The sequence below is a fragment of the Shewanella sp. CG12_big_fil_rev_8_21_14_0_65_47_15 genome (genome assembly GCF_002783505.1).
In the GTDB taxonomy this organism is placed as follows: domain Bacteria; phylum Pseudomonadota; class Gammaproteobacteria; order Enterobacterales; family Shewanellaceae; genus Shewanella.
Genome location: NZ_PFGL01000015.1, coordinates 16,857 through 36,872 on the forward strand (window position 1 = coordinate 16,857; position 20,016 = coordinate 36,872).

The window sequence follows — 20,016 nt, forward strand, 5'->3', positions numbered from 1 at the left end:
ATGAAATCTTCTGCCGCGATAAAAATCCCGTTAATATCTTCAGGCTTGGTCAAGTCTGTTATTGGGATCGCATTGGTATTTGGAGTTTTGCCATCGAGTTTTGCGGCAAATCGATTATTAGATGTCAAATACCATGCCTTGGTCGATCACCAATTAGAGGTTGAGCTGGTCTTTGAAGGGGCGGTGACACCGCCAGTCATCGATTCCAATGCCGCACCTGCAGAACTGGTATTAACCTTTGGTGATAGCATTTCTGGCTTGTCTAAAGATCGCCTACCTATTAATCAAGTGGGCGTGAACGAGATAACGACTACGCAGCAAGATACAAGCCTTAAAGTGGCCTTAGGTTTATCTAAGGTAAAACCTTATCAGGGTGCTGTGATCGGGAATTCCTATCGTTTAACCATTAATGATAATGTCGCAGGGACACAAGCGAATACGGACAATCCCTTCGTCAATAGTGTGAGCAATATCGATTTTCGTCGTAATGCCAATGGTGGCGGAGAGTTATTAGTTTATCTAAACAACCGCTCAGTGGCTGCCAACGTTGAACAAATTGGCGCTAAGTTAGAGGTACAACTCTATAACACAGACATTAAGAGTGACTTACTGTATGTGATGGATGTGCAAGACTTTTCAACTCCAGTAAAGAGTTTCGAAACTTTTAAGGAAGAGTTAACGACACGGATCTTGGTTGATGTTGCTGGTAACTATGAGTTCAACTATAAACAGGAAGATAAGTTGTTTAGGCTCTCAATCAACAAAGTTGAGCGGGTTGCGACAACAAAAGAAGTGAAAAAATATAACGGTAAAACCCTATCACTTAACTTCCAAAGTATCTCAGTTCGGACTGTATTGCAGATTATTGCCGATTATAACAATTTCAACCTTGTGACCAGTGATACGGTTGAAGGTGATATCACCCTAAGATTAGATGATGTGCCATGGGATCAAGCGTTGGATCTGATTCTACAGACTAAAGGATTAGATAAACGCATCGAAGGTAATATCTTGATGGTGGCTCCGAGTGAAGAGCTGGCTATCCGTGAGAGCCAAAATCTTAAGAATCAACAGGAGGTTAAGGAGCTTGAGCCACTTTACTCTGAATATTTGCAGATCAATTATGCCAAAGCTATCGATATAGCAGAACTCTTAAAGAGCGCGGATTCGAGTTTGTTGTCTCCGCGGGGATCCGTTGCGGTCGATGAGCGTACAAATACTGTGTTAGTTAAAGATACCGCCGAGACCATAGAGAATATTCATCGTTTAGTCGAAGTACTCGATATCCCTATTCGTCAAGTGTTGATCGAATCCAGAATGGTGACGGTAAAAGATGACGTTTCGGAGGACTTAGGTATTCGCTGGGGCGTTACCGACCAACAGGGAAGCAAAGGGACTTCAGGTTCACTTGAAGGTGCCGAAAGTATTGCCAATGGTACAGTGCCCTCCATAGATAATCGTTTAAATGTTAACTTGCCCGCGGCGGTGACTAATCCGACGAGCATTGCTTTTCACGTTGCTAAGCTTGCCGATGGCACTATTCTAGATCTAGAACTGAGCGCCTTAGAGCAAGAAAATAAAGGGGAAATTATTGCCAGCCCCCGCATTACGACTTCTAACCAAAAAGCGGCCTATATTGAGCAGGGGGTCGAGATCCCTTATGTACAGTCCACTTCAAGTGGTGCGACGTCGGTCACCTTTAAAAAAGCCGTGCTTTCCTTAAGAGTAACACCACAAATTACTCCCGATAATCGAGTGATCCTCGATCTTGAAATCACCCAGGATTCACAGGGCAAAACCGTAGATACTCCAACGGGGCCAGCGGTGGCGATCGATACTCAGCGTATCGGTACTCAAGTGCTAGTCGATAACGGGGAAACTATCGTTCTGGGGGGAATTTATCAACAGAACTTAATTAGCCGTGTCAGTAAAGTCCCTGTTTTGGGTGACATTCCGCTGGTCGGATTCTTGTTTAGAAACACGACAGATAAAAATGAACGTCAGGAGCTGCTCATTTTCGTAACGCCCAAAATTGTGGATGAGAAGCTCTAATCATTTGTTGTACATTGAATAAAGCCAGCAGCCTTTGCTGGCTTTATGGTGTCTGAAATACAATTCTGAGATAAATAGCGCACATGACTTGCCATAGTAGACCTTAAACTGAGATAATCCACGGTCAAGTCTCATAAGAGCAAGGTAACATATAGGTCGGCTTGATCATGAGTCGATATAGGCATACTTTTCAATAAGATTCAGACGTACAAGAAATGGCTGAAAAACGTAATATTTTTCTGGTAGGCCCTATGGGCGCAGGTAAAAGCACAATTGGTCGCCATCTGGCGCAAATGCTGCATTTAGAATTCCACGATTCAGATCAAGAGATTGAACAACGCACAGGTGCTGATATTGCTTGGGTGTTTGACGTCGAAGGTGAAGAAGGCTTCCGTCGTCGTGAAGCTCAGGTTATTGCTGATCTGTCTGAAAAACAAGGTATCGTCCTTGCCACCGGTGGTGGTTCAGTACAGAGCAAAGATATCCGTAATCATCTATCTGCGCGTGGCATTGTGGTGTATTTGGAAACCACTATCGACAAACAGGTCGCTCGTACTCAGAGGGACAAGCGACGCCCATTATTGCAAGTGGATGACCCACGAGAAGTGTTGGAGAATCTTGCAGAGATCCGTAACCCGTTGTACGAAGAGATTGCCGATGTGATCGTTAAAACCGATGATCAAAGTGCAAAGATCGTTGCAAATCAGATCATTGAGAAATTAGGTTTCTAGGCAGAATGATGAAACAAATTCAGGTTGATTTAGGTATACGTAGTTATCCCATTTATATTGGCCAGAGTTTGATGAGTGATGGCGGGACCTTGTCTCGCTACCTGCTTAAAAAACGTATTCTTATCGTCACCAATGAAACTGTCGCGCCTTTGTATCTCAAGCAGATACAAGAAACGATGGCTTCGTTTGGTGAGGTAGAGAGCGTAATCCTCCCCGATGGCGAACAATTCAAAGACTTAGCACATTTAGACGTTATTTTTACCGCATTATTGCAGCGAAACTATGGTCGAGATTCAGTGCTGGTGGCTTTGGGTGGCGGTGTGATTGGTGATATGACGGGATTTGCTGCCGCATGTTATCAGCGTGGGGTCGATTTTATTCAAATCCCTACAACCCTATTGTCGCAGGTGGACTCTTCCGTCGGCGGTAAAACAGCGGTTAATCATCCCCTAGGCAAAAATATGATTGGGGCCTTCTATCAGCCGCAATTCGTATTGATCGATACTCTCTGTTTACAGACCTTACCCGCACGTGAGTTTGCCGCAGGTATGGCTGAAGTGATTAAGTATGGCATCATGTGGGATAGTGATTTTTTTCAATGGCTTGAAAATAATGTACAAGCCCTAAAGCGCTTAGATACCGAGGCTCTGGTATATGCAATTTCCCGTTGCTGTGAGATCAAGGCTGATGTGGTGAGCCAAGATGAAACTGAGCAGGGAGTTCGTGCATTATTGAATCTAGGCCATACCTTTGGGCATGCAATTGAAGCCGAAATGGGCTATGGCAATTGGTTACATGGCGAAGCAGTTGCGGCTGGCACGGTCCTTGCTGCTCAAACGGCTAGGTCATTGGGACTGATTGATGAGTCAATTGTTTGTCGTATTACGCAATTGCTACAAGCCTTCGATCTTCCCGTGAGTGCGCCGGAATCTATGGGTTTCGACAGTTTCATTCAACATATGCGACGCGATAAAAAAGTGTTAGGTGGTCAGATTCGACTGGTGCTCCCGACTGCAATTGGTCAAGCGGACGTATTTAGTCAAGTCCCTGAATCTACCCTCGAACAGGTTATCCGCTGCGCATAAAAATTGTGTGGTGGGTGAGTGACGTTTCAGGGTTTGGTCTTGCTTCCTTCACAGGAAGCCCTCATACAAAGATTGCATCATAGTGCCAGTTATAGCGATCAGCTGCTGGTGCTTTCTGGTGGCCAAGGCTCAGGTAAAACCACACTCTTAACCGCATTAGCGACCGATTTTGATGAGTCAAATGCGGCATTAGTGATCTGCCCTATGCATGCCGATAATGCTGAAATTCGTCGCAAAATTTTAGTGCAATTGATCTCTTCCCCCATTTTTGACGACGAAATTCCCCTCGCAGAAACCTTATTGCGGGTGGCATCCACGCAAACCAAGCCCCTGCATATTATTATCGACGATGCTCATCTGCTTTCTAAAGAGTTGTGGGCCGAGTGCATCATTCTCAATCAGATCCAATGTGCGGGTAAGAATATTGCCGTGACATTGGCGGTACCACCGGTATTTTTAGCGGAATTATTGTCACAGTTGCCCGAGTCATTAAGGCGACAAGTGTTACCCGTGAGTATTGAATCGCTGAGTCTTCCCGAGCGTGAGGCGTTATATCAGACTTTGCTAAGGTGTAGTGAGCAAAACCCTTTTACTCCTAGGGATATAGTACGCGCTCAACTCGAAAAACAGACGGGCACACCGCAAGAGGTGATTAATTTGCTCGAGTTAGCGCTCCACGGCCAGCCAGAGAAAAAATCGCTGTGGACGCGATATAAAGTGGCATTCATCAGCATTGTGAGCGTGCTGGTGGCTTTGGTGATTTGGTTTGCTGTTACCCGACCATTTATTCCTGAGCCTCAGCCTAGTCTAGTGACTTACCCAGCAATTGACTCGCCCGCTTTTTTAGCTCTAGGTCAGCAGCGACTGGCACCTTATTTTGATCAGCGCTTAGAGTCATTTAAACTTTCTCAACAAAGGGACGATGCAATCGAAAAGGATCCCTTGGCGGATTTTCATGGTGAGGAACCTCAGGCTGATGCAGATGCGGCGACTGAGCCTCCAGTAGATGAGGCGAGCAGTAAAACCGAGAATGTCGAGCCCGCTACAACCCTAGATTCGTTCAAGCAAGCAGAAATCAAACTCGAACAAACTAAGGCCACAAATCCGTTAGATACTGCCGATACACTCCCAAAAACCGGTATTGCATCGGCTGAGGTTATACCATCCCAGAAACCCACTAAGGGTTACACCATACAGGTCGCAACGATTTCGCAATTAGATTCACTGTATCAGACCCTTAAAATGCTTGAAGGGGCAGAAGATGTGCGGGTCGCAAAGTATAAGCACCTTTGGGTTGTACTGGCGGGCAACTATAGTGATAGCAAATTAGCCCATGAGGCTGCGGCTAAGTTGACCAAACAGTATCACCTTGACTCACTTTGGGTAAGAAAATGGGCCGAATTGGGGGGATATCAGTTACAAGAAACATACCCAAATCGTGAAATCTCGGAATAAACAGAGTACAATCATGACCTTTATTTTTGTCGGCATTCATCAAGTTAAATGATAAAAAAACATAGAGCCTTCCTTAAATGGGCTGGTGGAAAATTTAAATTGGTGGATGAGTTGGCAAACTACTTACCCGCGGGCGATCGTTTGGTTGAGCCGTTTGTGGGCGCGGGTTCAGTATTCTTAAATACCGACTATCCCAGCTATTTGCTCTGCGATATCAATGAAGATCTGATTGAACTATACAAAATAGTGAAGGAAAGGCCCGCCGAGTACATTGACGCTGCTAAAAAGCTATTTGTCGATGAAATGAACCAAAAGGAAGCCTACTACCGAGTACGTAGTGACTTCAACAAATGTCGTGATCCTTTCCAGCGTGCAGTGTATTTCCTGTATTTAAACCGCCATGGTTTTAACGGCTTATGTCGCTATAACCGCAAGGGCGGTTTCAATGTGCCCTTCGGTTCATACAAAAAACCTTACTTTCCTGAGAAGGAGATTTGGGCCTTTTCAGAAAAAGCACAAAGTGCAGAATTTAAATGCATTAGTTACGAGCAAGCATTTGAACAGACTCGTACAGGCGATGTTATTTATTGTGATCCGCCCTATGCGCCATTATCGACAACCGCCAGCTTTACGACCTATGTAGGAGCAGGTTTTAGTTTAGATGATCAGGCGTTACTCGCCCGCCATTCCCGCCATACAGCACTGGAGCGCGGCATCCCTGTGTTGATCAGTAATCATGATATCCCCCTAACACGGGAACTCTACCGTGGTGCCCACCTTGCGAAGATCCAAGTGCAACGTAATATCAGCCAAAATGGCAATAGCCGCAATAAAGTGGATGAGCTAATGGCCTTGTACGATGAAAACTATGATCTGCAGGATGAGTGAGTTCAGTGGGTTAATTTTTTATGAAGAACTCTAGTTAAGTATCTGACTAACAAGCAATATCAAACTAACGACTAAGGTTATCGCTAGCATAATCCCCATAATGATATAGGGCAGAGGCGAATGAGTTTGGAAATCCTTTTGGCGATTTTCATTGGATTGCACCCCGAAAAAAGCGGCTAAGGTGCTATAGAATACCTGCCAGATGCGCCTAAACATTAATAGGAAAGTTGTGAGTTGGTGGGTTTCATATCATCAATAGGTTTATCTTGATGACCGTGTAACAGCTCGAGTAGATCGACGAAATGGAACTGGCTCGAACGATTCTTGCCCGTGAGCCAAGTTTTCCAGCTTAACGCTTGGGCTTGATTAGCACAGCGATTATTTGGGTGGCTGCTAGGTAACGTATTGTTGTAGCGGGTTTCGCTACTGCATGCGCAGGCAGTGTTATCAGTACTTACGGCCAGTTTTTCAACACCAAACGCTAAGGTGGCGACTACCATTGCAGTAAACGCCAACATCATGGATGACTTAAAGGTCACCGAGCCTAAAATGTGAGAAAACCGAGTTAACTGCCCTTTCATGATACTTCCCTTGAAATCTTCTAGGTGCACATTAGCGACTCGAGTATAACAAATCCGCTTAGTTTATGAACAATAATTTATCAATCCGCATTAAAATCTTCACATAATTTAGCCTCAACCATGGCCTAGTAGTGGCATATTCATACAAGAAGGCGCCATATGTAATGTTTTACGGGCATTTAGCGTGAGGCGAATCGTCATAAATGTGGCTTAGACTATAGAGGCTTAACGCCGCTAAGGGTAAAATAAGGCACTTTTTATCCATTTGCAGCGAGTGTGTTATGCGTCCATTCTTAATTGCTCCATCAATTTTATCCGCCGATTTTGCCCGTTTAGGGGATGATGTTAAAGCCGTATTAGATGCGGGCGCTGACGTAGTGCATTTTGATGTGATGGATAATCATTATGTGCCTAACCTGACGATTGGCCCTATGGTGTGTAAAGCCCTACGTGATTATGGCATCACCGCCGATATCGATGTGCATCTTATGGTGAAACCGGTCGACCGTATCGTGCCTGATTTTGCTAAGGCCGGTGCTTCTATTATTACCTTCCACCCTGAAGCCTCAGAGCATGTCGATCGCACACTGCAGCTGATCAAAGAATCAGGCTGTAAGGCAGGCTTAGTGTTTAACCCTGCGACTCCGCTGCATTATCTTGACCATGTGATGGATAAACTCGATGTCATCCTCTTGATGTCGGTGAATCCTGGCTTTGGTGGCCAATCTTTTATTCCTTCGACGCTAGATAAGCTGCGCCAAGTACGTGCACGTATTGATGCCAGTGGTTTCGACATTCGTTTAGAAGTCGATGGCGGCGTTAAGGTCGACAATATCGCTGAAATCGCTGCGGCGGGTGCGGATATGTTTGTGGCGGGTTCTGCCATATTTGGCAAGCCAGATTACAAAGCCGTAGTTGATGAAATGCGTACTGAACTGGCTAAAGTTGGGGCTTAGGATATGTGGGATCAGATTAAAGCCATAGCATTTGATCTCGATGGCACCCTTATCGATAGTGTGCCAGATCTTGCGGTTGCCACTCAGGAAGCCTTAGCCGAATTAGGTTTGACGACTTGCTCAGCAGAGCAAGTGCGCACTTGGGTGGGTAACGGTGCCGAGATGTTGATGCGCCGCGCTATGACCAATGCACTCGGTGCCGACGTCGAGCAGGCTGCACTCGATGCTGCTATGCCGGTTTTTATGCATCATTATCAAGAGAATCTTGAGAAACACAGTGCGCTCTATGCCGATGTCCATCAAGTGCTGCAAACCTTGTTTGATGCAGGCTTTAAGCTGGCCGTTGTCACCAATAAACCCTATCGCTTTACGTTACCCTTGCTCGAAGCCTTCAAGATAAACGACTTTTTCAGTTTGGTATTAGGTGGTGATTCGCTATCGAAGATGAAGCCCGATCCTTTACCGCTGCAGCATCTGCTTAGGGAGTGGCAGTTAGATAAAGCGGAGTTATTGATGGTAGGTGACTCTAAAAATGACATTTTAGCGGCGAAAGCGGCAGGTGTTGCATCAATCGGCTTGACCTATGGCTATAACTACGGTGAAGATATTGGGCTCGCAGGCCCAGATGCCGTCTGTGAGCAATTTAACGATATTTTGAACTGGATAAACCCAACAAAGCGTTAATTTAATCGATTCTTTTTATTTATAGATAGTGGAGCAATGACGTAATGACCAAACCCATAGTACTCAGCGGTGCACAGCCGTCCGGCGAATTAACCATAGGTAACTACATGGGTGCATTGCGTCAATGGGTTGCGATGCAAGATAGCCACGACTGCCTGTATTGTGTGGTCGACTTGCATGCTATTACCGTGCGCCAAGATCCTAAGGCGCTGCGAGAAGCCTGTTTAGATACTTTAGCCCTGTATTTGGCCTGTGGCGTCGATCCTAAAAAGAGCACAGTGTTTATCCAGTCACAGGTACCGCAGCACACCCAATTAGGTTGGGCATTAAACTGCTACACCCAAATGGGTGAATTGAGCCGCATGACGCAGTTTAAGGATAAGTCACAAAAGCACGCTAACAACATCAACGTGGGTCTGTTTGGTTACCCTGTGCTGATGGCGGCGGATATTCTGCTGTATCAAGCGAACGAGATCCCCGTTGGCCAAGATCAGAAGCAACATCTTGAATTAACGCGCGATATCGCTACTCGCTTCAACAATGCCTACGGTGATACTTTCACCATTCCTGAGCCATTTATTCCTGAGCATGGCGCTAAAGTGATGTCATTGCAGGAGCCGTTGAAGAAGATGTCTAAGTCAGACGAAAATCGTAACAACGTTATCGGCCTACTCGAAGATCCCAAATCCGTGCTGAAAAAACTGAAAAAAGCCATGACTGACAGCGATGAGCCGCCAGTCGTGCGTTTCGATATGGACAATAAGCCGGGCGTGTCCAACCTGTTAAGTCTCATGTCGGGTGTGACGGGGCAAAGTATTGCCAGCCTAGAAGCCGAGTTTGAAGGCAAGATGTACGGCCATTTGAAGGTCGCCGCTGGTGAAGCTGTTGTGGGCATGTTAGAGCCACTGCAAGAGCGTTACCGCACAATTCGTGCCGATCGTGCTTACTTAGATCAAGTGATGAAAGCGGGCGCCGAGAGTGCACAGGCTCGCGCTGCAGTGACGCTGAAAAACGTCTATGAGAAGATTGGTTTATTAGTCTAATCAATCGATATCGATAAACTAAGCCGACGTCGCGTCGGCTTTTTTGTGCCTGTACGTTAAGCCTGGGATTTTAGCCAAGAGGAGAAGGCGGCAATCGCAGGCTCAGATAGGCGGCGCTGTTTACAGAAGAAGGTAAATTCAAATCCCGTATGCACATCGGGTAGATTCACAGCAACCAGTCGTCCGGTTTCAATATCTCCCGCCACCATAAAATCGGGGGCGAGTGCGACACCTTGGCCCGCGATCGCGGCTTCAATCGCCATCACTATGTGGCTAAATATATGTTGCTGCTCATTATTGAGCGGAATAGCATGGGCCGATGACCACTTGCGCCAGTCGAGCCCGAGTGGGCCTTCATCCACAACCAATAAAGCCTGTTGCTGAAAATTAGCTAGGCTGATATCACGCCATTTAGGGTAAAGAGTGGGACTGCAGACGGGGATTAAGCGTTCCTTATGCAATAATTGTTGCCAATATCCCCGCAGATCCAGCTTGCTGGCGATAAAGATATCCGCAGAGCTAGTGCTTAAGTCGGGATCTTGGGTGATCATTTCGAGGCGGATCTTCACACTTGGATATTGGCGGCGAAAATCCGCTAGGCGCGGTATCAACCACTTGACCGCAAATGAGCTATATACGGCTAAACAGAGTTGCTGGTTGGGCGTGTCACGCAGCTTAAGATTGAGATCGCCTAAATCATTGAAAATCCGCTCTAACTCAATAAATAAACTCTGGCCCTTTGGGGTGAGCTGCAACTTACGGCCCTGGCGATCAAAGAGTTGTTCAGCAAAATATTCTTCCAGTACCCGCACTTGGTGGGATACAGCGCTTTGGGTGATGCACAGTTCATCCGCTGCCTTAGAAAAATGCTGCTGCCTCGCGGCGGCCTCAAAGACCTGTAGTGCGCGTAATGGAGGAAGTTTTCTCATGTTTTTCAATATATAAAAAATTTAGTATGAATTTAATTCATTCAGCATGAGAAAGCATCATTTCAGCTTACCTTTTGTGGGCTCTATCATGCAGCCATTGAAATTTATGGATGTTATAAAATGCAGCGCTCTATAGTTATCAGTTTGATTTTATTGATAGTGGGTAATCTATTTAGCGCGTTCTACGATGTATCGATCAAGTGGTTACCGGACGATGCCAATGCCGCCACTTTCCTGCTGGTAAGGCAAATCAGCTCAGTATTTATGTTGTTGCCTGTGTGGCTATATGCACAGAGGCCAATGACTACCCATATTTCAGTTCACCTTTGGCGTGCCAACATAGGCTCAGTTGGCGCGCTTTTTTTAATTATCGGTTTAATGGCGTTGCCGCTCGCCACTGTGAGTTCGTTGTTTTACTCGGCGCCCCTGATGATTATGCTAATGGGCTATGGGTTTCTTAAGGAGCGCATTACCACGGGGCAGGTCATCTGTGCCTTATTGGGCTTCGTTGGGATCTTGATTATTCTGCGCCCAAGCGAGATGAATTGGTTTGGTCTGGCGGTGCTGTTTTCGGCTTTTACCTTTGCTGTGAACCAACTTACCTTAAAAAAGGTGCCCAATACTGAGCATCCGGTGCTTACCCTCATGCTCTATAACTTGCTCGGCATTCCGGCAACCTTACTGATCGCTGCCTTCCAAGGTTTGCAGGGGATGAGTTGGGAATTACTAGCTATCGCCTTGCTCAGCAACGCCTTTTTATTAATTTACCACTGGTTTTGCGTACTGGCCTACCGTAAGGCACAGGCGAGTGATATTGCGATTGCAGAATATACAGGATTGTTATTTATCGTATTTTTGGGTTGGTTACTGTTTGATGAATGGCTGGATAGCTTGAGTTGGTTCGGCGCCGCGCTAATAGTGTTACCGTCGTTATTTTTACCTTGGATAGGTAGGCTAATGGCCCAGCAGCCTAAGGTTATCGAAGGTTTACGAGCCGAGCCCTTAGCTATTGAGGGGGGTGAGCCCAAGCGCTAAACGCTTAGGCTTAACCGAGATTATTCGACGTATTCGAAGACTTTAACCACTTTACGTACGCCCGCAGTATTACGGGCGATATCGACGGCTAAATCCGCCTGTGAGCGGTGGATAAGCCCAAGCAGGAAGACCTCCCCATTTTCAGTGATCACTTTGATGCGGGTAACATCCAACTGTTTCTCGTTGAGCATGCGCCCCTTTACCTTAGTCGTGACCCAAGTGTCATTGCTGCGGGTAGTAAAGGAGGTGGGATTACCAATACGGATTTGATTGTGGATCTTGCCGCCAAGCTTAAGATCCTGCACGACTTTTATCGCCTTATCCCTGAGCATAGAGTTCGGGGCTTGGCCTATCATAAGCACATTGCCATTCACCGATACACCCGTGATATTGGTTAGTTTTTTAAGATCTTCTTGCTCCAGCAGTGCGCTAGTGATCTTAAAATCCGTGTTGGTGTCATCGAGTTGCGTTTTTACGGTACGCTCATCATTGGCCATCATGGCGCCGCTCACAGCGCCCACCATAACGGCACCAGCGCAGCCCTGCAGCAGCAAGCAAACCATTAATAACGGGGCAGCGTGCCTCATTGTTGCTCATCCTGTGGGAAAAGCGTGCGGTCGATATTGTCACACAGGCAATGGATCACTAGCAGATGCACTTCTTGAATTCGGGCCGTAACATTGGAAGGCACACGGATTTCTACATCGCCAACACTCAATAAACCCGCCATCGCGCCGCCATCTTTACCCGTGAGGGCGACTATGGTCATATCGCGGCTGAGGGCCGCTTCCATGGCTTTGATCACGTTACCAGAGTTACCGCTGGTGGAAATGGCTAACAGGATATCACCAGGTTGGCCTAGGGCTAAGATTTGCTTTGAGAAAATCTCATTATAGCTATAGTCATTTGCAATGGCCGTGATGGTCGATGTGTCGGTTGACAGGGCAATGGCTGGTAAGGGTGGACGCTCAATCTCGTAGCGGTTTAATAGCTCGGCCGAGAAGTGCTGCGCATCGCCGGCACTGCCGCCGTTGCCACAGGCGAGGATTTTATTGCCGCCCAAAAGACAGTGCACCATCATTTCGGCCGCTTTGGCGATGGATTCTGGCAGTGCTTCGGCTGCATCGATTTTAGTCTGGATAGATTCAGTAAAGCTGTCTTTAATGCGTTCTAACATGGATACATCCTTTCAGGATAAAGTGTTGCTATCATGCCATATTTCCACCGGGGAGTTGAGGCATAAGCGTTAAAAAATAATTCATCTGTGACGTTCAAAAGGCATCGACCAGCCATTGGATTTGCCCCTCATCCATGGCGACAACATCAAAACGGCAGGGGACGTCGAGTCGTTGAATTTGCAAATAATGGCTAGCAGCCTTACGAATTCGGCCGATTTGGGCCTTGCTCAATGCCTGCAATGCACCACCGAATTGGTTTGCCGAGCGGTATTTCACTTCAACAAATACCCAATACTTCTGATGGCGCATCACTAAATCAATTTCACCGAAGGGATAGCGGACATTGCGCTCGACAAAGGTTAACCCTTGTTGTTCAAGGTAACGTTGGGCGAGTGTTTCTGCCTGCTGTCCGGGTGTCATAGTTGACGAAAACTGCCTCTCTGATAACGTCCCCAGCTTAATTGACGGTTGAGGACCCCATCGGGATTAACCGATAAGACACCGCTACGACCGTTAAACTGGAAGCCGGGGAATGAGCGCATTTGGGCGAGTTTGCTGATCAAGTCCATTGAATCATAACCCATGATAAACAAGCGCTTTTGACCGTTATTCCAGCCTGACCATAGGGTTTTGACCATCAGGTTTTCTTCGCCATTTTGCATTAACCAAGGGGCATCGCTCATGGTTAAGTTATTTAAATCCTGCGAAGTTTGGCTCGATTCGTTATCGATACGGCTACGGCTAGAGGTGTACAAAGGCACTGGCTGAGTAAAGACGCTAAAGTTGACATCGATAAAGGCTTTTAGCAGGGTTAACTCCTGCGGCGTCGAGATCATATAAATAGCATCGATATCTTGGCGCGAGCGAAAATCGGCCTGTACTGAGTTGCCGAGTAGCTCCTTGATGCGCGCTATGCGAGCCTGACTGTCCCGTACCCCTAGGGCATCTTGTACCGTGGTTTTCATCTTATCGCCGCCATCGTAGTAATAGACTTCGATGGCGGTGTCACTCTTTTTCTTCCACGCCTGAATAAAACTCTCGGCCATACGTTTACCTATGGCATCGTTGCTGGCAAGCAGTAGCGGCATGGTTACGCCATCTTGGTACATGCGAGTGGCGGCATCGGCCGCTTCCTGTGCGGGGGAGAGTGCAAAGTAAAACTTATTGATATCAGGGACGAACTTGTCGGTCTGATTTAAAAATAGTTGCGGAATTGGCGCAGTCGGTGCGGTGTTTGCAGCCCCTGTCGCCGCTGTTGCCACGGTACTTGCCGTGGTGTTCAGTGCCAATAGCTGATCGATTTCATTCGCCAGCAAGGGACCGATGATAAATTCCGCGCCCGCGGTGACCGCTTGCTGATAGGCTGCCGTGGCATCGTTGGCCGTGTCGTAAAAATTCACTGAAACTTGCTCATTAGGCTTCGCTAAGTAACTGGCCAAAATACCCTGGCGAATCGCATTGGCGGCGGTGGCTCTCGATCCAGTCAATGGCAAGAGCACTGCAATATTCTTGGGTGTAAATGGCTTAGCGTTTAACGCTCGATCTAAATCGGCGGGTAGTTTGGCTGCGGCAGGATGGTAAGGGTTTTGTTTCTGCCATTCGCCTAAGTAACGGACAAGCTGATTGGGATCCACCGCATAATGCTTCGCAATATAGGCAAGTTGTAACCAACCGGCAAAGATGGGGCTTTTAGCATCCTGAGTAAAAGTCTGCAGGGTTTGCTCATGCATAGGTTGTAATACTTGCCAAATTTGGTTGTTAACCTCATTGGCCTCGGCGGGGGGTAAATAGCTGGTCAATAAACTTAGCTCGCGTACTTGCTCAATCGGCTGTTTATTTAACTGATATAAATGGGCTTTAAATTGATGATAGGCGGCCATTTGCCAGCCGGGTAACACCCAAGAGCTTGGATAGTTAAGTGTATTAAGGGCATCGAGGTAAGTCGATGTGTGCTCCAGCCCCCGGGCCGTGAGGTATTTATGCTCGGCCAATAGGATTGGGCTCTGGGTTAAACTGGGCAATATCGACTTAAGCAGCTTTTGCGCGGCGGCATAATCGTTGGCATTGATATAGGCATGCGCCGCCAACAGTAGGTTAGTATCGCGCTGCTGTGGATCTTTGCTGTTGCTTGCCTGTGCTAAATACACATTGGGCGCCAAAGGTGCAGAAGCTAACGAGGAGGCCGCTGTGGGGGCTGTACCCGTCGAGGTAGTGGGCGCTTGAGTGCCACAACCCGCCAAAACTGCCGATAAAATGGCCACGGAAATAAACTTAGTTGTATTCAGGCTTTTTAACACTGGGCTTCACTCTGGTAAGATGCTGCCTCTAGTTTAACCTTCTCTCGCGCTTGACGAAAGTCTTGGCACTGTCATTACAGAGGTATATATGGACCAAAGCGTCGCACTCTACATAGTTCCCACTCCCATAGGTAATTTGGGCGACATGAGTTCACGGGCCATAGAGGTGCTAAATCAGGTTTCGTTGATCGCCTGTGAAGACACGCGCCACAGCGGCAAGTTACTGAGCCATTTTGGTATCACCACTAAAACTATTGCGCTTCACGACCATAACGAACGCGCTCGTGCCCAGTGGATTGTGGATCAGCTTGCGGCGGGACAATCGATTGCCCTGATTTCCGATGCGGGCACGCCGTTGATCTCCGACCCCGGTTATCATCTCGTGTCCCATGTACGTCAATCGGGTTTTAATGTGATTCCATTACCGGGTCCCTGCGCCGCGATTACGGCGTTGAGTGCCTCGGGTTTGCCGTCCGATCGTTTTTCCTTCGAAGGATTCTTACCCTCAAAGGAAAAAGCCCGCGCCGACAAGTTATTAGAACTAAAAGAAGATCCGCGCACGCTGATTTTTTATGAATCACCACACCGTATCGAGCACAGTCTAACGACTATGGTCGAGGTGCTCGGCGGCGATCGCCATGTGGTGATGGCGCGGGAAGTCACTAAAACCTTTGAAACTTTTCTATCGGGTCCCGTTTCAGAAGTGCTGGCCACCGTGAGTACCGATCCCAATCAGCAAAAGGGTGAAATAGTACTGATGGTGCACGGTTATCATCTCAATGATGATGAAGCCATTCCCACGGTTGCCATTAACACCCTAAAACTTCTTTGCGAAGAATTGCCCCTTAAAAAAGCCGCAGCCATTGCCGCGCAGATTCACGGTCTTAAAAAGAACGCCCTGTATAAATACGGTTTAGAGTCTGATTTATAAGCGGATCTTACAGATAGGCGCACACCGGCAGGATTAACAGTGGTGCGCGTAGAATGCTTAGGCTATAATCCGCGCCGAGTTGGCCAGACAGTCGCCGCGTTCGCAAGAACGGGGAGGAAAGTCCGGGCTTCAAAGAGCGGGGTGCCAGGTAACGCCTGGGCGGTGTGAACCGACGACAAGTGCAACAGAGAGGAGACCGCCATCCTAGCCTCGGCTAAGGTGGTAAGGGTGAAAGGGTGCGGTAAGAGCGCACCGTGCGGCTAGCAATAGTCCGTAGCAAGGTAAACTCCACCCGAAGCAAGACCAAATAGGGTTCCGTATGGCGTGGCTCGCGTTGGAACCGGGTAGGTCGCTTGAGCCTGTGAGCGATTGCAGGCCTAGATGAATGACTGTCCAAGACAGGACCCGGCTTATCGGCCAACTCAAACCTTTCGATATAGAAGGCCTCGCAGCGATGCGAGGCCTTTTATTTTACCGATGTACTACAAACTGAGCTACAAACACTTCCCTATACCTTTCAGCGGAATGGGATCTATTACTTGCGGTATCGCGTTCCAAAGCTTGTGTGAGAAGCAACAGGCCTTCAACCCATCATTCGACAGAGCCTACCTAAAAAATCCCCAAGAAATGATAATAAACTCACTGTGATAACCTTTTGAACGTTCTATAAGATATTCAGTTTTATAGGAAATTAATTAGACCATGCTTAATTTGTGAAACACAGCAAGGCAGTGGGTGATAAAAATTAGCAAATTGGAGGAATTGATTAAATTTTGTGATATCACCCCAGTAAAATGACTGTAATCGGCAGTAAGATGCGCTCTACATTGGGTTAAAACTTGGTTAAATCCCGGTTAATATAGATGCAGGGTGAATAAGATGCGCCATATAAGTCTACTACTAATACCCACAATACTCCTTAGCGCTTGTGGTGGCTCAGATAGTTCAAACGACCCCATCGCAGACGCTAAAGTCGGTACTGTTAATATTGCAATATCAGACTCTCCGATGAGCGAAGTCAGTAAGGTCGAGCTGGTACTCGACCAACTTGTCATGACCGATGAGCATAACCATGTTTACACCTATGATATGGGCCATCAGAGATTTAATCTGCTCGATTATCCGGGTATGGCAAGTCATAAGGTGATTAGCGATTTGCAGCTACCCGCAGGTCATTACCATAGTGTGCACTTTACGTTAGTCAATGGTGATGAGGCCGATGGTTGTGCGATTGAAAATGGCCATGGACGATTGCCATTAATGGTAGAAGATGGCCACCTTCCGCTACGTGATTTTGTGCTCAATGAGCACGATAATCTATCCTTTACAATGGAGATAGATCTTTATCGATCAATGCACTTTAGCGATCACCAATACCAGCTTAATCATAATGGGATCTACTCGGTCGATGATCGATATATGGGTCACTTGAATGGCGAAATGGACCCACAATGGATCGCCGACTGCGAAATAGCTAATGCAGCTAAGGCTCCTTTTGGCGGTCAGTTTTATCATATGGCTTATCTTTACCAAGACAATGTCACCGGTATTGAGCAGATGGCAGATATCAGATCCGATAAAACCGATGGAAAATTTTCACCGGTTGCCGTATCGCCGATCCACCAAGATAGGAATGGCGACTGGTCCTTTGCTATAGGGTATCTACCCGTGGGGAACTATCGTGTCGGTTATACCTGTCTAGGCCATTTGGATGATCCCGCTCAAGACGATATTCATCAGAGTCAATTTAGCCTATTTAAGGATGCAGGTTCAGTGGCCATAGCAGAAGGGGGGCAAGCAACGACCCATAGATGTGGTAATGGACATGGTGGTCGCGGTTAGCACTAAAAACCTATTTTAGATTCAGGACCGAGTTAAGTCGCCTTATTGGGATAGTAAATTACTACATCTTGCGCTCTTGTTACTTAGGCTTTTTTGACTAACATAGCTGTTCATTCGTCTTCTTGTGAGTGCAGCATTGATAAAGTAGATGTCGTCGGTGCGTTTATAGTGGCACTGCAAATGAGGCTAAAATGCCGTGAGTCACTGGGAAAATAATGACAATCAATATGCGCAATGCATAAAAAAGCCCCGATAATTCGGGGCTTGATCATTTGCGAGTAAAGATTACAGGCTGTAGTACATTTCAAACTCTAATGGATGAGTTGTACGTGCAACACGTTCAGCTTCAGCGGTTTTCAGTGCGATATAAGATTGGATGAAATCTTCACTGAACACGCCGCCTTTAGTCAGGAACTCATGGTCAGCTTGCAGGTTTTCAAGGGCGTTTTCTAATGAAGTGGCCACCTGTGGGATTTCAGCCGCTTCTTCCGCTGGCAGATCGTACAAGTCTTTGTCCATCGCTTCGCCTGGGTGGATCTTGTTTTGAATACCATCAAGACCAGCCATCAGCAACGCTGCGAAACCTAAATATGGGTTTGCATGTGGATCAGGGAAACGTGCTTCGATACGGCGGCCTTTAGGGCTTGGTACCACTGGAATACGGATTGATGCAGAGCGGTTACGGGCAGAGTAGGCCAACATAACGGGTGCTTCAAAATGTGGCACTAAACGCTTGTAAGAGTTAGTGCTTGGGTTAGTGAAAGCGTTCAGCGCGCGGGCGTGCTTGATGATACCACCTATGTAGTACAGAGCCGTTTCACTTAAACCCGCGTATTTGTCGCCAGCGAACAGGTTAACACCGTCTTTGGCTAAAGATTGGTGCACGTGCATGCCGCTACCGTTGTCGCCAACGATGGGTTTAGGCATGAAAGTCGCTGTTTTGCCGTAGGCATGTGCCATGTTGTGCACTACATACTTCAGAATTTGGATTTCGTCCGCTTTCTTAGTCAGAGTATTGAAGCGAGTTGCAATTTCGTTTTGACCCGCAGTCGCCACTTCATGGTGATGCGCTTCAACCACTTGGCCCATGTCTTCGAGCACTAAACACATAGCGCTACGTAGGTCCTGTGATGAGTCAACTGGCGCAACGGGGAAGTAACCGCCTTTAACGAATGGACGGTGACCTGTGTTGCCGCCTTCGTAGCTAGTGGCAGAGTTCCAAGCCGCTTCTTTAGCGTCGATCTTAACGAAACAACCTGACATGTCAGTACCGAAACGGACATCGTCAAACAGGAAGAATTCGGGTTCTGGGCCAATCAATACTGTGTCAGCAATACCGGTAGAGCGTAGGTATTCTTCCGCTTTTTTAGCGATAGAACGTGGGTCACGGTCGTAACCCGTCATAGTGCCTGGCTCGAGAATGTCACAGCGGATCAGTGCAGTGGTTTCTTCGGTGAATGGGTCTAATACAAAAGTGGTTGGATCTGGCATCAGCACCATGTCTGATTCGTTAATGCCTTTCCAGCCAGCGATTGAAGAGCCGTCAAACATTTTGCCGTCTTCGAAGAAATCAGCATCTACCTGATGAGCAGGAATAGATACGTGCTGCTCTTTACCTTTAGTGTCGGTAAAACGTAAATCAACAAACTTAACTTCTAATTCTTCAAGTTGCTTTAAAACTGATTCAACTGACATTCTCAAGTCTCCGGTAGGGTAAAGGGATGCCCCTCTTATAATCTTTTAGCCCAAGTGTATTTTCCTGAGCCAAACTTACGAGCTATAAAGCGATATTTATGCCAACAATTTAAGATGCTGATAATTAATGAATATAAACTTTAATGCACTAAACTGATGTTATGCGTGCACCTATATGGTGCATTTGTTTGTTACATTTTGGTGCAGCAATCCATTTTGGTGCGCACTGCAACCTAGGGTAAAATCCTATAGGTGCCGATTTTTTATTGGGTAGCCCTGCTGTAACTGCGACCACCTGATATGGCATCAAATTGTACCCATTAGCGCCGCCAGCCTAGATAAAGCACAATGAATCTAGCATATTATAAGGAATGCCCTTGAGTGGTTAATTTTTATCTTTTAGGAAAAAGTTTCTGGCGCTAATACTGTCATAAAACAGTGCGAATTTAAGGTGCTATGGTCACGGATCCTGACGGCACAATCCTATCCCATTGTTGTTTTAGTTCGATAACTAAAATAGCCGGGGGGCTTATACCAATCACATTAAATATCTAATCAGTTCAGAGCCTCACAGGCATCTTAATCCAAGGCGCATTGACGCAGAGATGGTCATTCCCTTTTAAGTCAATGCAAC

General features: G+C 46.9%; 19 protein-coding genes and 1 other RNA gene. 12 read left to right on the forward strand and 8 right to left on the reverse strand.

What is annotated here, in order from left to right; genetic code table 11:
* The 5 genes from COW15_RS03990 to COW15_RS04010 all read left to right on the forward strand — a co-directional run bounded on the left by COW15_RS03990 (position 1) and on the right by COW15_RS04010 (position 6,211).
* The gene (locus COW15_RS03990; protein WP_293630221.1) at positions 1 to 2,052 is read left to right on the forward strand and encodes a type IV pilus secretin PilQ family protein; all 2,052 of its coding nucleotides are present in this window, start codon (positions 1 to 3) and stop codon (positions 2,050 to 2,052) included.
* A 215-nt stretch (positions 2,053 to 2,267) separates the two neighbouring features.
* The gene (gene aroK, locus COW15_RS03995) at positions 2,268 to 2,783 is read left to right on the forward strand and encodes a shikimate kinase AroK (protein WP_293630223.1); all 516 of its coding nucleotides are present in this window, start codon (positions 2,268 to 2,270) and stop codon (positions 2,781 to 2,783) included.
* A gap of 8 nt (positions 2,784 to 2,791) precedes the next feature.
* Positions 2,792 to 3,868, forward strand: a complete 1,077-nt coding sequence (gene aroB / locus COW15_RS04000; RefSeq protein ID WP_293630224.1) for a 3-dehydroquinate synthase — start codon at positions 2,792 to 2,794, stop codon at positions 3,866 to 3,868.
* Positions 3,869 to 3,886: 18 nt separating this feature from the next.
* On the forward strand, positions 3,887 to 5,323 hold the full coding sequence (locus COW15_RS04005; protein WP_293630225.1) for an AAA family ATPase: 1,437 nt from the start codon (positions 3,887 to 3,889) through the stop codon (positions 5,321 to 5,323).
* Positions 5,324 to 5,371: 48 nt separating this feature from the next.
* Entirely contained in the window at positions 5,372 to 6,211 is an 840-nt protein-coding gene (locus COW15_RS04010) for a Dam family site-specific DNA-(adenine-N6)-methyltransferase (protein WP_293630226.1), read from the forward strand.
* Between the two features lie 30 nt (positions 6,212 to 6,241).
* On the opposite strand, the gene COW15_RS04015 is transcribed toward COW15_RS04010, so the two are convergent.
* Both COW15_RS04015 and COW15_RS04020 read right to left on the reverse strand, forming a co-directional pair.
* Positions 6,242 to 6,427 (reverse strand): DUF2970 domain-containing protein, encoded by a 186-nt coding sequence (locus tag COW15_RS04015; RefSeq protein WP_293630227.1) that lies wholly within the window; start codon positions 6,425 to 6,427, stop codon positions 6,242 to 6,244.
* A complete protein-coding gene (locus COW15_RS04020) occupies positions 6,427 to 6,792 on the reverse strand; it encodes a hypothetical protein (protein ID WP_293630228.1) in 366 nt (121 codons plus the stop codon). The genes COW15_RS04015 and COW15_RS04020 overlap by 1 nt, the downstream gene beginning before the upstream one ends.
* A gap of 281 nt (positions 6,793 to 7,073) precedes the next feature.
* Between COW15_RS04020 and rpe the strand changes: the two genes are divergently transcribed.
* Genes rpe through trpS form a run of 3 tightly spaced genes read left to right on the forward strand, consistent with a single transcriptional unit; the run spans position 7,074 to position 9,475 of the window.
* The gene (rpe, locus tag COW15_RS04025; protein ID WP_293630229.1) at positions 7,074 to 7,748 is read left to right on the forward strand and encodes a ribulose-phosphate 3-epimerase; all 675 of its coding nucleotides are present in this window, start codon (positions 7,074 to 7,076) and stop codon (positions 7,746 to 7,748) included.
* 3 nt (positions 7,749 to 7,751) lie between these two features.
* Positions 7,752 to 8,432, forward strand: a complete 681-nt coding sequence (locus tag COW15_RS04030; RefSeq protein WP_293630230.1) for a phosphoglycolate phosphatase — start codon at positions 7,752 to 7,754, stop codon at positions 8,430 to 8,432.
* 44 nt (positions 8,433 to 8,476) lie between these two features.
* Positions 8,477 to 9,475, forward strand: coding sequence for a tryptophan--tRNA ligase (trpS, locus tag COW15_RS04035; protein ID WP_293630231.1), 999 nt, complete (start codon positions 8,477 to 8,479; stop codon positions 9,473 to 9,475).
* Between the two features lie 56 nt (positions 9,476 to 9,531).
* Here trpS and COW15_RS04040 read toward each other — a convergent pair whose 3' ends face one another.
* Positions 9,532 to 10,404: a LysR substrate-binding domain-containing protein gene (locus COW15_RS04040; RefSeq protein WP_293630232.1), complete on the reverse strand. Its 873-nt coding sequence runs from the start codon at positions 10,402 to 10,404 to the stop codon at positions 9,532 to 9,534.
* 120 nt (positions 10,405 to 10,524) lie between these two features.
* Between COW15_RS04040 and COW15_RS04045 the strand changes: the two genes are divergently transcribed.
* Positions 10,525 to 11,439: a DMT family transporter gene (locus COW15_RS04045; protein WP_293630234.1), complete on the forward strand. Its 915-nt coding sequence runs from the start codon at positions 10,525 to 10,527 to the stop codon at positions 11,437 to 11,439.
* Positions 11,440 to 11,459: 20 nt separating this feature from the next.
* Here COW15_RS04045 and dolP read toward each other — a convergent pair whose 3' ends face one another.
* The 4 genes from dolP to COW15_RS04065 form a co-directional block, all read right to left on the reverse strand.
* Positions 11,460 to 12,026 (reverse strand): division/outer membrane stress-associated lipid-binding lipoprotein, encoded by a 567-nt coding sequence (gene dolP / locus COW15_RS04050; RefSeq protein WP_253989876.1) that lies wholly within the window; start codon positions 12,024 to 12,026, stop codon positions 11,460 to 11,462.
* Positions 12,023 to 12,616: a phosphoheptose isomerase gene (locus COW15_RS04055; RefSeq protein WP_007651521.1), complete on the reverse strand. Its 594-nt coding sequence runs from the start codon at positions 12,614 to 12,616 to the stop codon at positions 12,023 to 12,025. The genes dolP and COW15_RS04055 overlap by 4 nt, the downstream gene beginning before the upstream one ends.
* A gap of 94 nt (positions 12,617 to 12,710) precedes the next feature.
* Positions 12,711 to 13,037 (reverse strand): YraN family protein, encoded by a 327-nt coding sequence (locus COW15_RS04060; protein ID WP_293630235.1) that lies wholly within the window; start codon positions 13,035 to 13,037, stop codon positions 12,711 to 12,713.
* Positions 13,034 to 14,914, reverse strand: a complete 1,881-nt coding sequence (locus tag COW15_RS04065) for a penicillin-binding protein activator (RefSeq protein WP_293630236.1) — start codon at positions 14,912 to 14,914, stop codon at positions 13,034 to 13,036. The genes COW15_RS04060 and COW15_RS04065 overlap by 4 nt, the downstream gene beginning before the upstream one ends.
* A gap of 88 nt (positions 14,915 to 15,002) precedes the next feature.
* On the opposite strand from COW15_RS04065, the gene rsmI reads away from it, so the two are divergent.
* The 3 genes from rsmI to COW15_RS04080 all read left to right on the forward strand — a co-directional run bounded on the left by rsmI (position 15,003) and on the right by COW15_RS04080 (position 17,687).
* Positions 15,003 to 15,845 (forward strand): 16S rRNA (cytidine(1402)-2'-O)-methyltransferase, encoded by an 843-nt coding sequence (gene rsmI / locus COW15_RS04070; RefSeq protein ID WP_253989879.1) that lies wholly within the window; start codon positions 15,003 to 15,005, stop codon positions 15,843 to 15,845.
* Positions 15,846 to 15,920: 75 nt separating this feature from the next.
* An RNA gene (gene rnpB / locus COW15_RS04075) (RNase P RNA component class A) lies at positions 15,921 to 16,274 on the forward strand.
* Between the two features lie 450 nt (positions 16,275 to 16,724).
* On the forward strand, positions 16,725 to 17,687 hold the full coding sequence (locus tag COW15_RS04080; protein ID WP_293630237.1) for a DUF4382 domain-containing protein: 963 nt from the start codon (positions 16,725 to 16,727) through the stop codon (positions 17,685 to 17,687).
* Positions 17,688 to 17,972: 285 nt separating this feature from the next.
* Here the strand turns inward: COW15_RS04080 and glnA are convergent, their stop codons facing one another.
* Positions 17,973 to 19,382, reverse strand: a complete 1,410-nt coding sequence (gene glnA, locus COW15_RS04085; RefSeq protein ID WP_293630238.1) for a glutamate--ammonia ligase — start codon at positions 19,380 to 19,382, stop codon at positions 17,973 to 17,975.
* Positions 19,383 to 20,016 lie beyond the last annotated feature (634 nt).

Bases quoted from the DNA above. Each gene is read 5' to 3' on its own strand.
- COW15_RS04015 (WP_293630227.1), bottom strand. From the start codon at position 6,427: ATGTTTAGGCGCATCTGGCAGGTATTCTATAGCACCTTAGCCGCTTTT.
- COW15_RS04010 (WP_293630226.1), top strand. From the start codon at position 5,372: ATGATAAAAAAACATAGAGCCTTCCTTAAATGGGCTGGTGGAAAATTT.
- glnA (WP_293630238.1), bottom strand. From the start codon at position 19,382: ATGTCAGTTGAATCAGTTTTAAAGCAACTTGAAGAATTAGAAGTTAAG.
- COW15_RS04020 (WP_293630228.1), bottom strand. From the start codon at position 6,792: ATGAAAGGGCAGTTAACTCGGTTTTCTCACATTTTAGGCTCGGTGACC.
- COW15_RS04040 (WP_293630232.1), bottom strand. From the start codon at position 10,404: ATGAGAAAACTTCCTCCATTACGCGCACTACAGGTCTTTGAGGCCGCC.
- aroB (WP_293630224.1), top strand. From the start codon at position 2,792: ATGAAACAAATTCAGGTTGATTTAGGTATACGTAGTTATCCCATTTAT.
- rsmI (WP_253989879.1), top strand. From the start codon at position 15,003: ATGGACCAAAGCGTCGCACTCTACATAGTTCCCACTCCCATAGGTAAT.
- dolP (WP_253989876.1), bottom strand. From the start codon at position 12,026: ATGAGGCACGCTGCCCCGTTATTAATGGTTTGCTTGCTGCTGCAGGGC.
- COW15_RS04060 (WP_293630235.1), bottom strand. From the start codon at position 13,037: ATGACACCCGGACAGCAGGCAGAAACACTCGCCCAACGTTACCTTGAA.
- COW15_RS04030 (WP_293630230.1), top strand. From the start codon at position 7,752: ATGTGGGATCAGATTAAAGCCATAGCATTTGATCTCGATGGCACCCTT.
- aroK (WP_293630223.1), top strand. From the start codon at position 2,268: ATGGCTGAAAAACGTAATATTTTTCTGGTAGGCCCTATGGGCGCAGGT.
- COW15_RS04080 (WP_293630237.1), top strand. From the start codon at position 16,725: ATGCGCCATATAAGTCTACTACTAATACCCACAATACTCCTTAGCGCT.
- COW15_RS04055 (WP_007651521.1), bottom strand. From the start codon at position 12,616: ATGTTAGAACGCATTAAAGACAGCTTTACTGAATCTATCCAGACTAAA.
- rpe (WP_293630229.1), top strand. From the start codon at position 7,074: ATGCGTCCATTCTTAATTGCTCCATCAATTTTATCCGCCGATTTTGCC.
- COW15_RS03990 (WP_293630221.1), top strand. From the start codon at position 1: ATGAAATCTTCTGCCGCGATAAAAATCCCGTTAATATCTTCAGGCTTG.
- trpS (WP_293630231.1), top strand. From the start codon at position 8,477: ATGACCAAACCCATAGTACTCAGCGGTGCACAGCCGTCCGGCGAATTA.
- COW15_RS04045 (WP_293630234.1), top strand. From the start codon at position 10,525: ATGCAGCGCTCTATAGTTATCAGTTTGATTTTATTGATAGTGGGTAAT.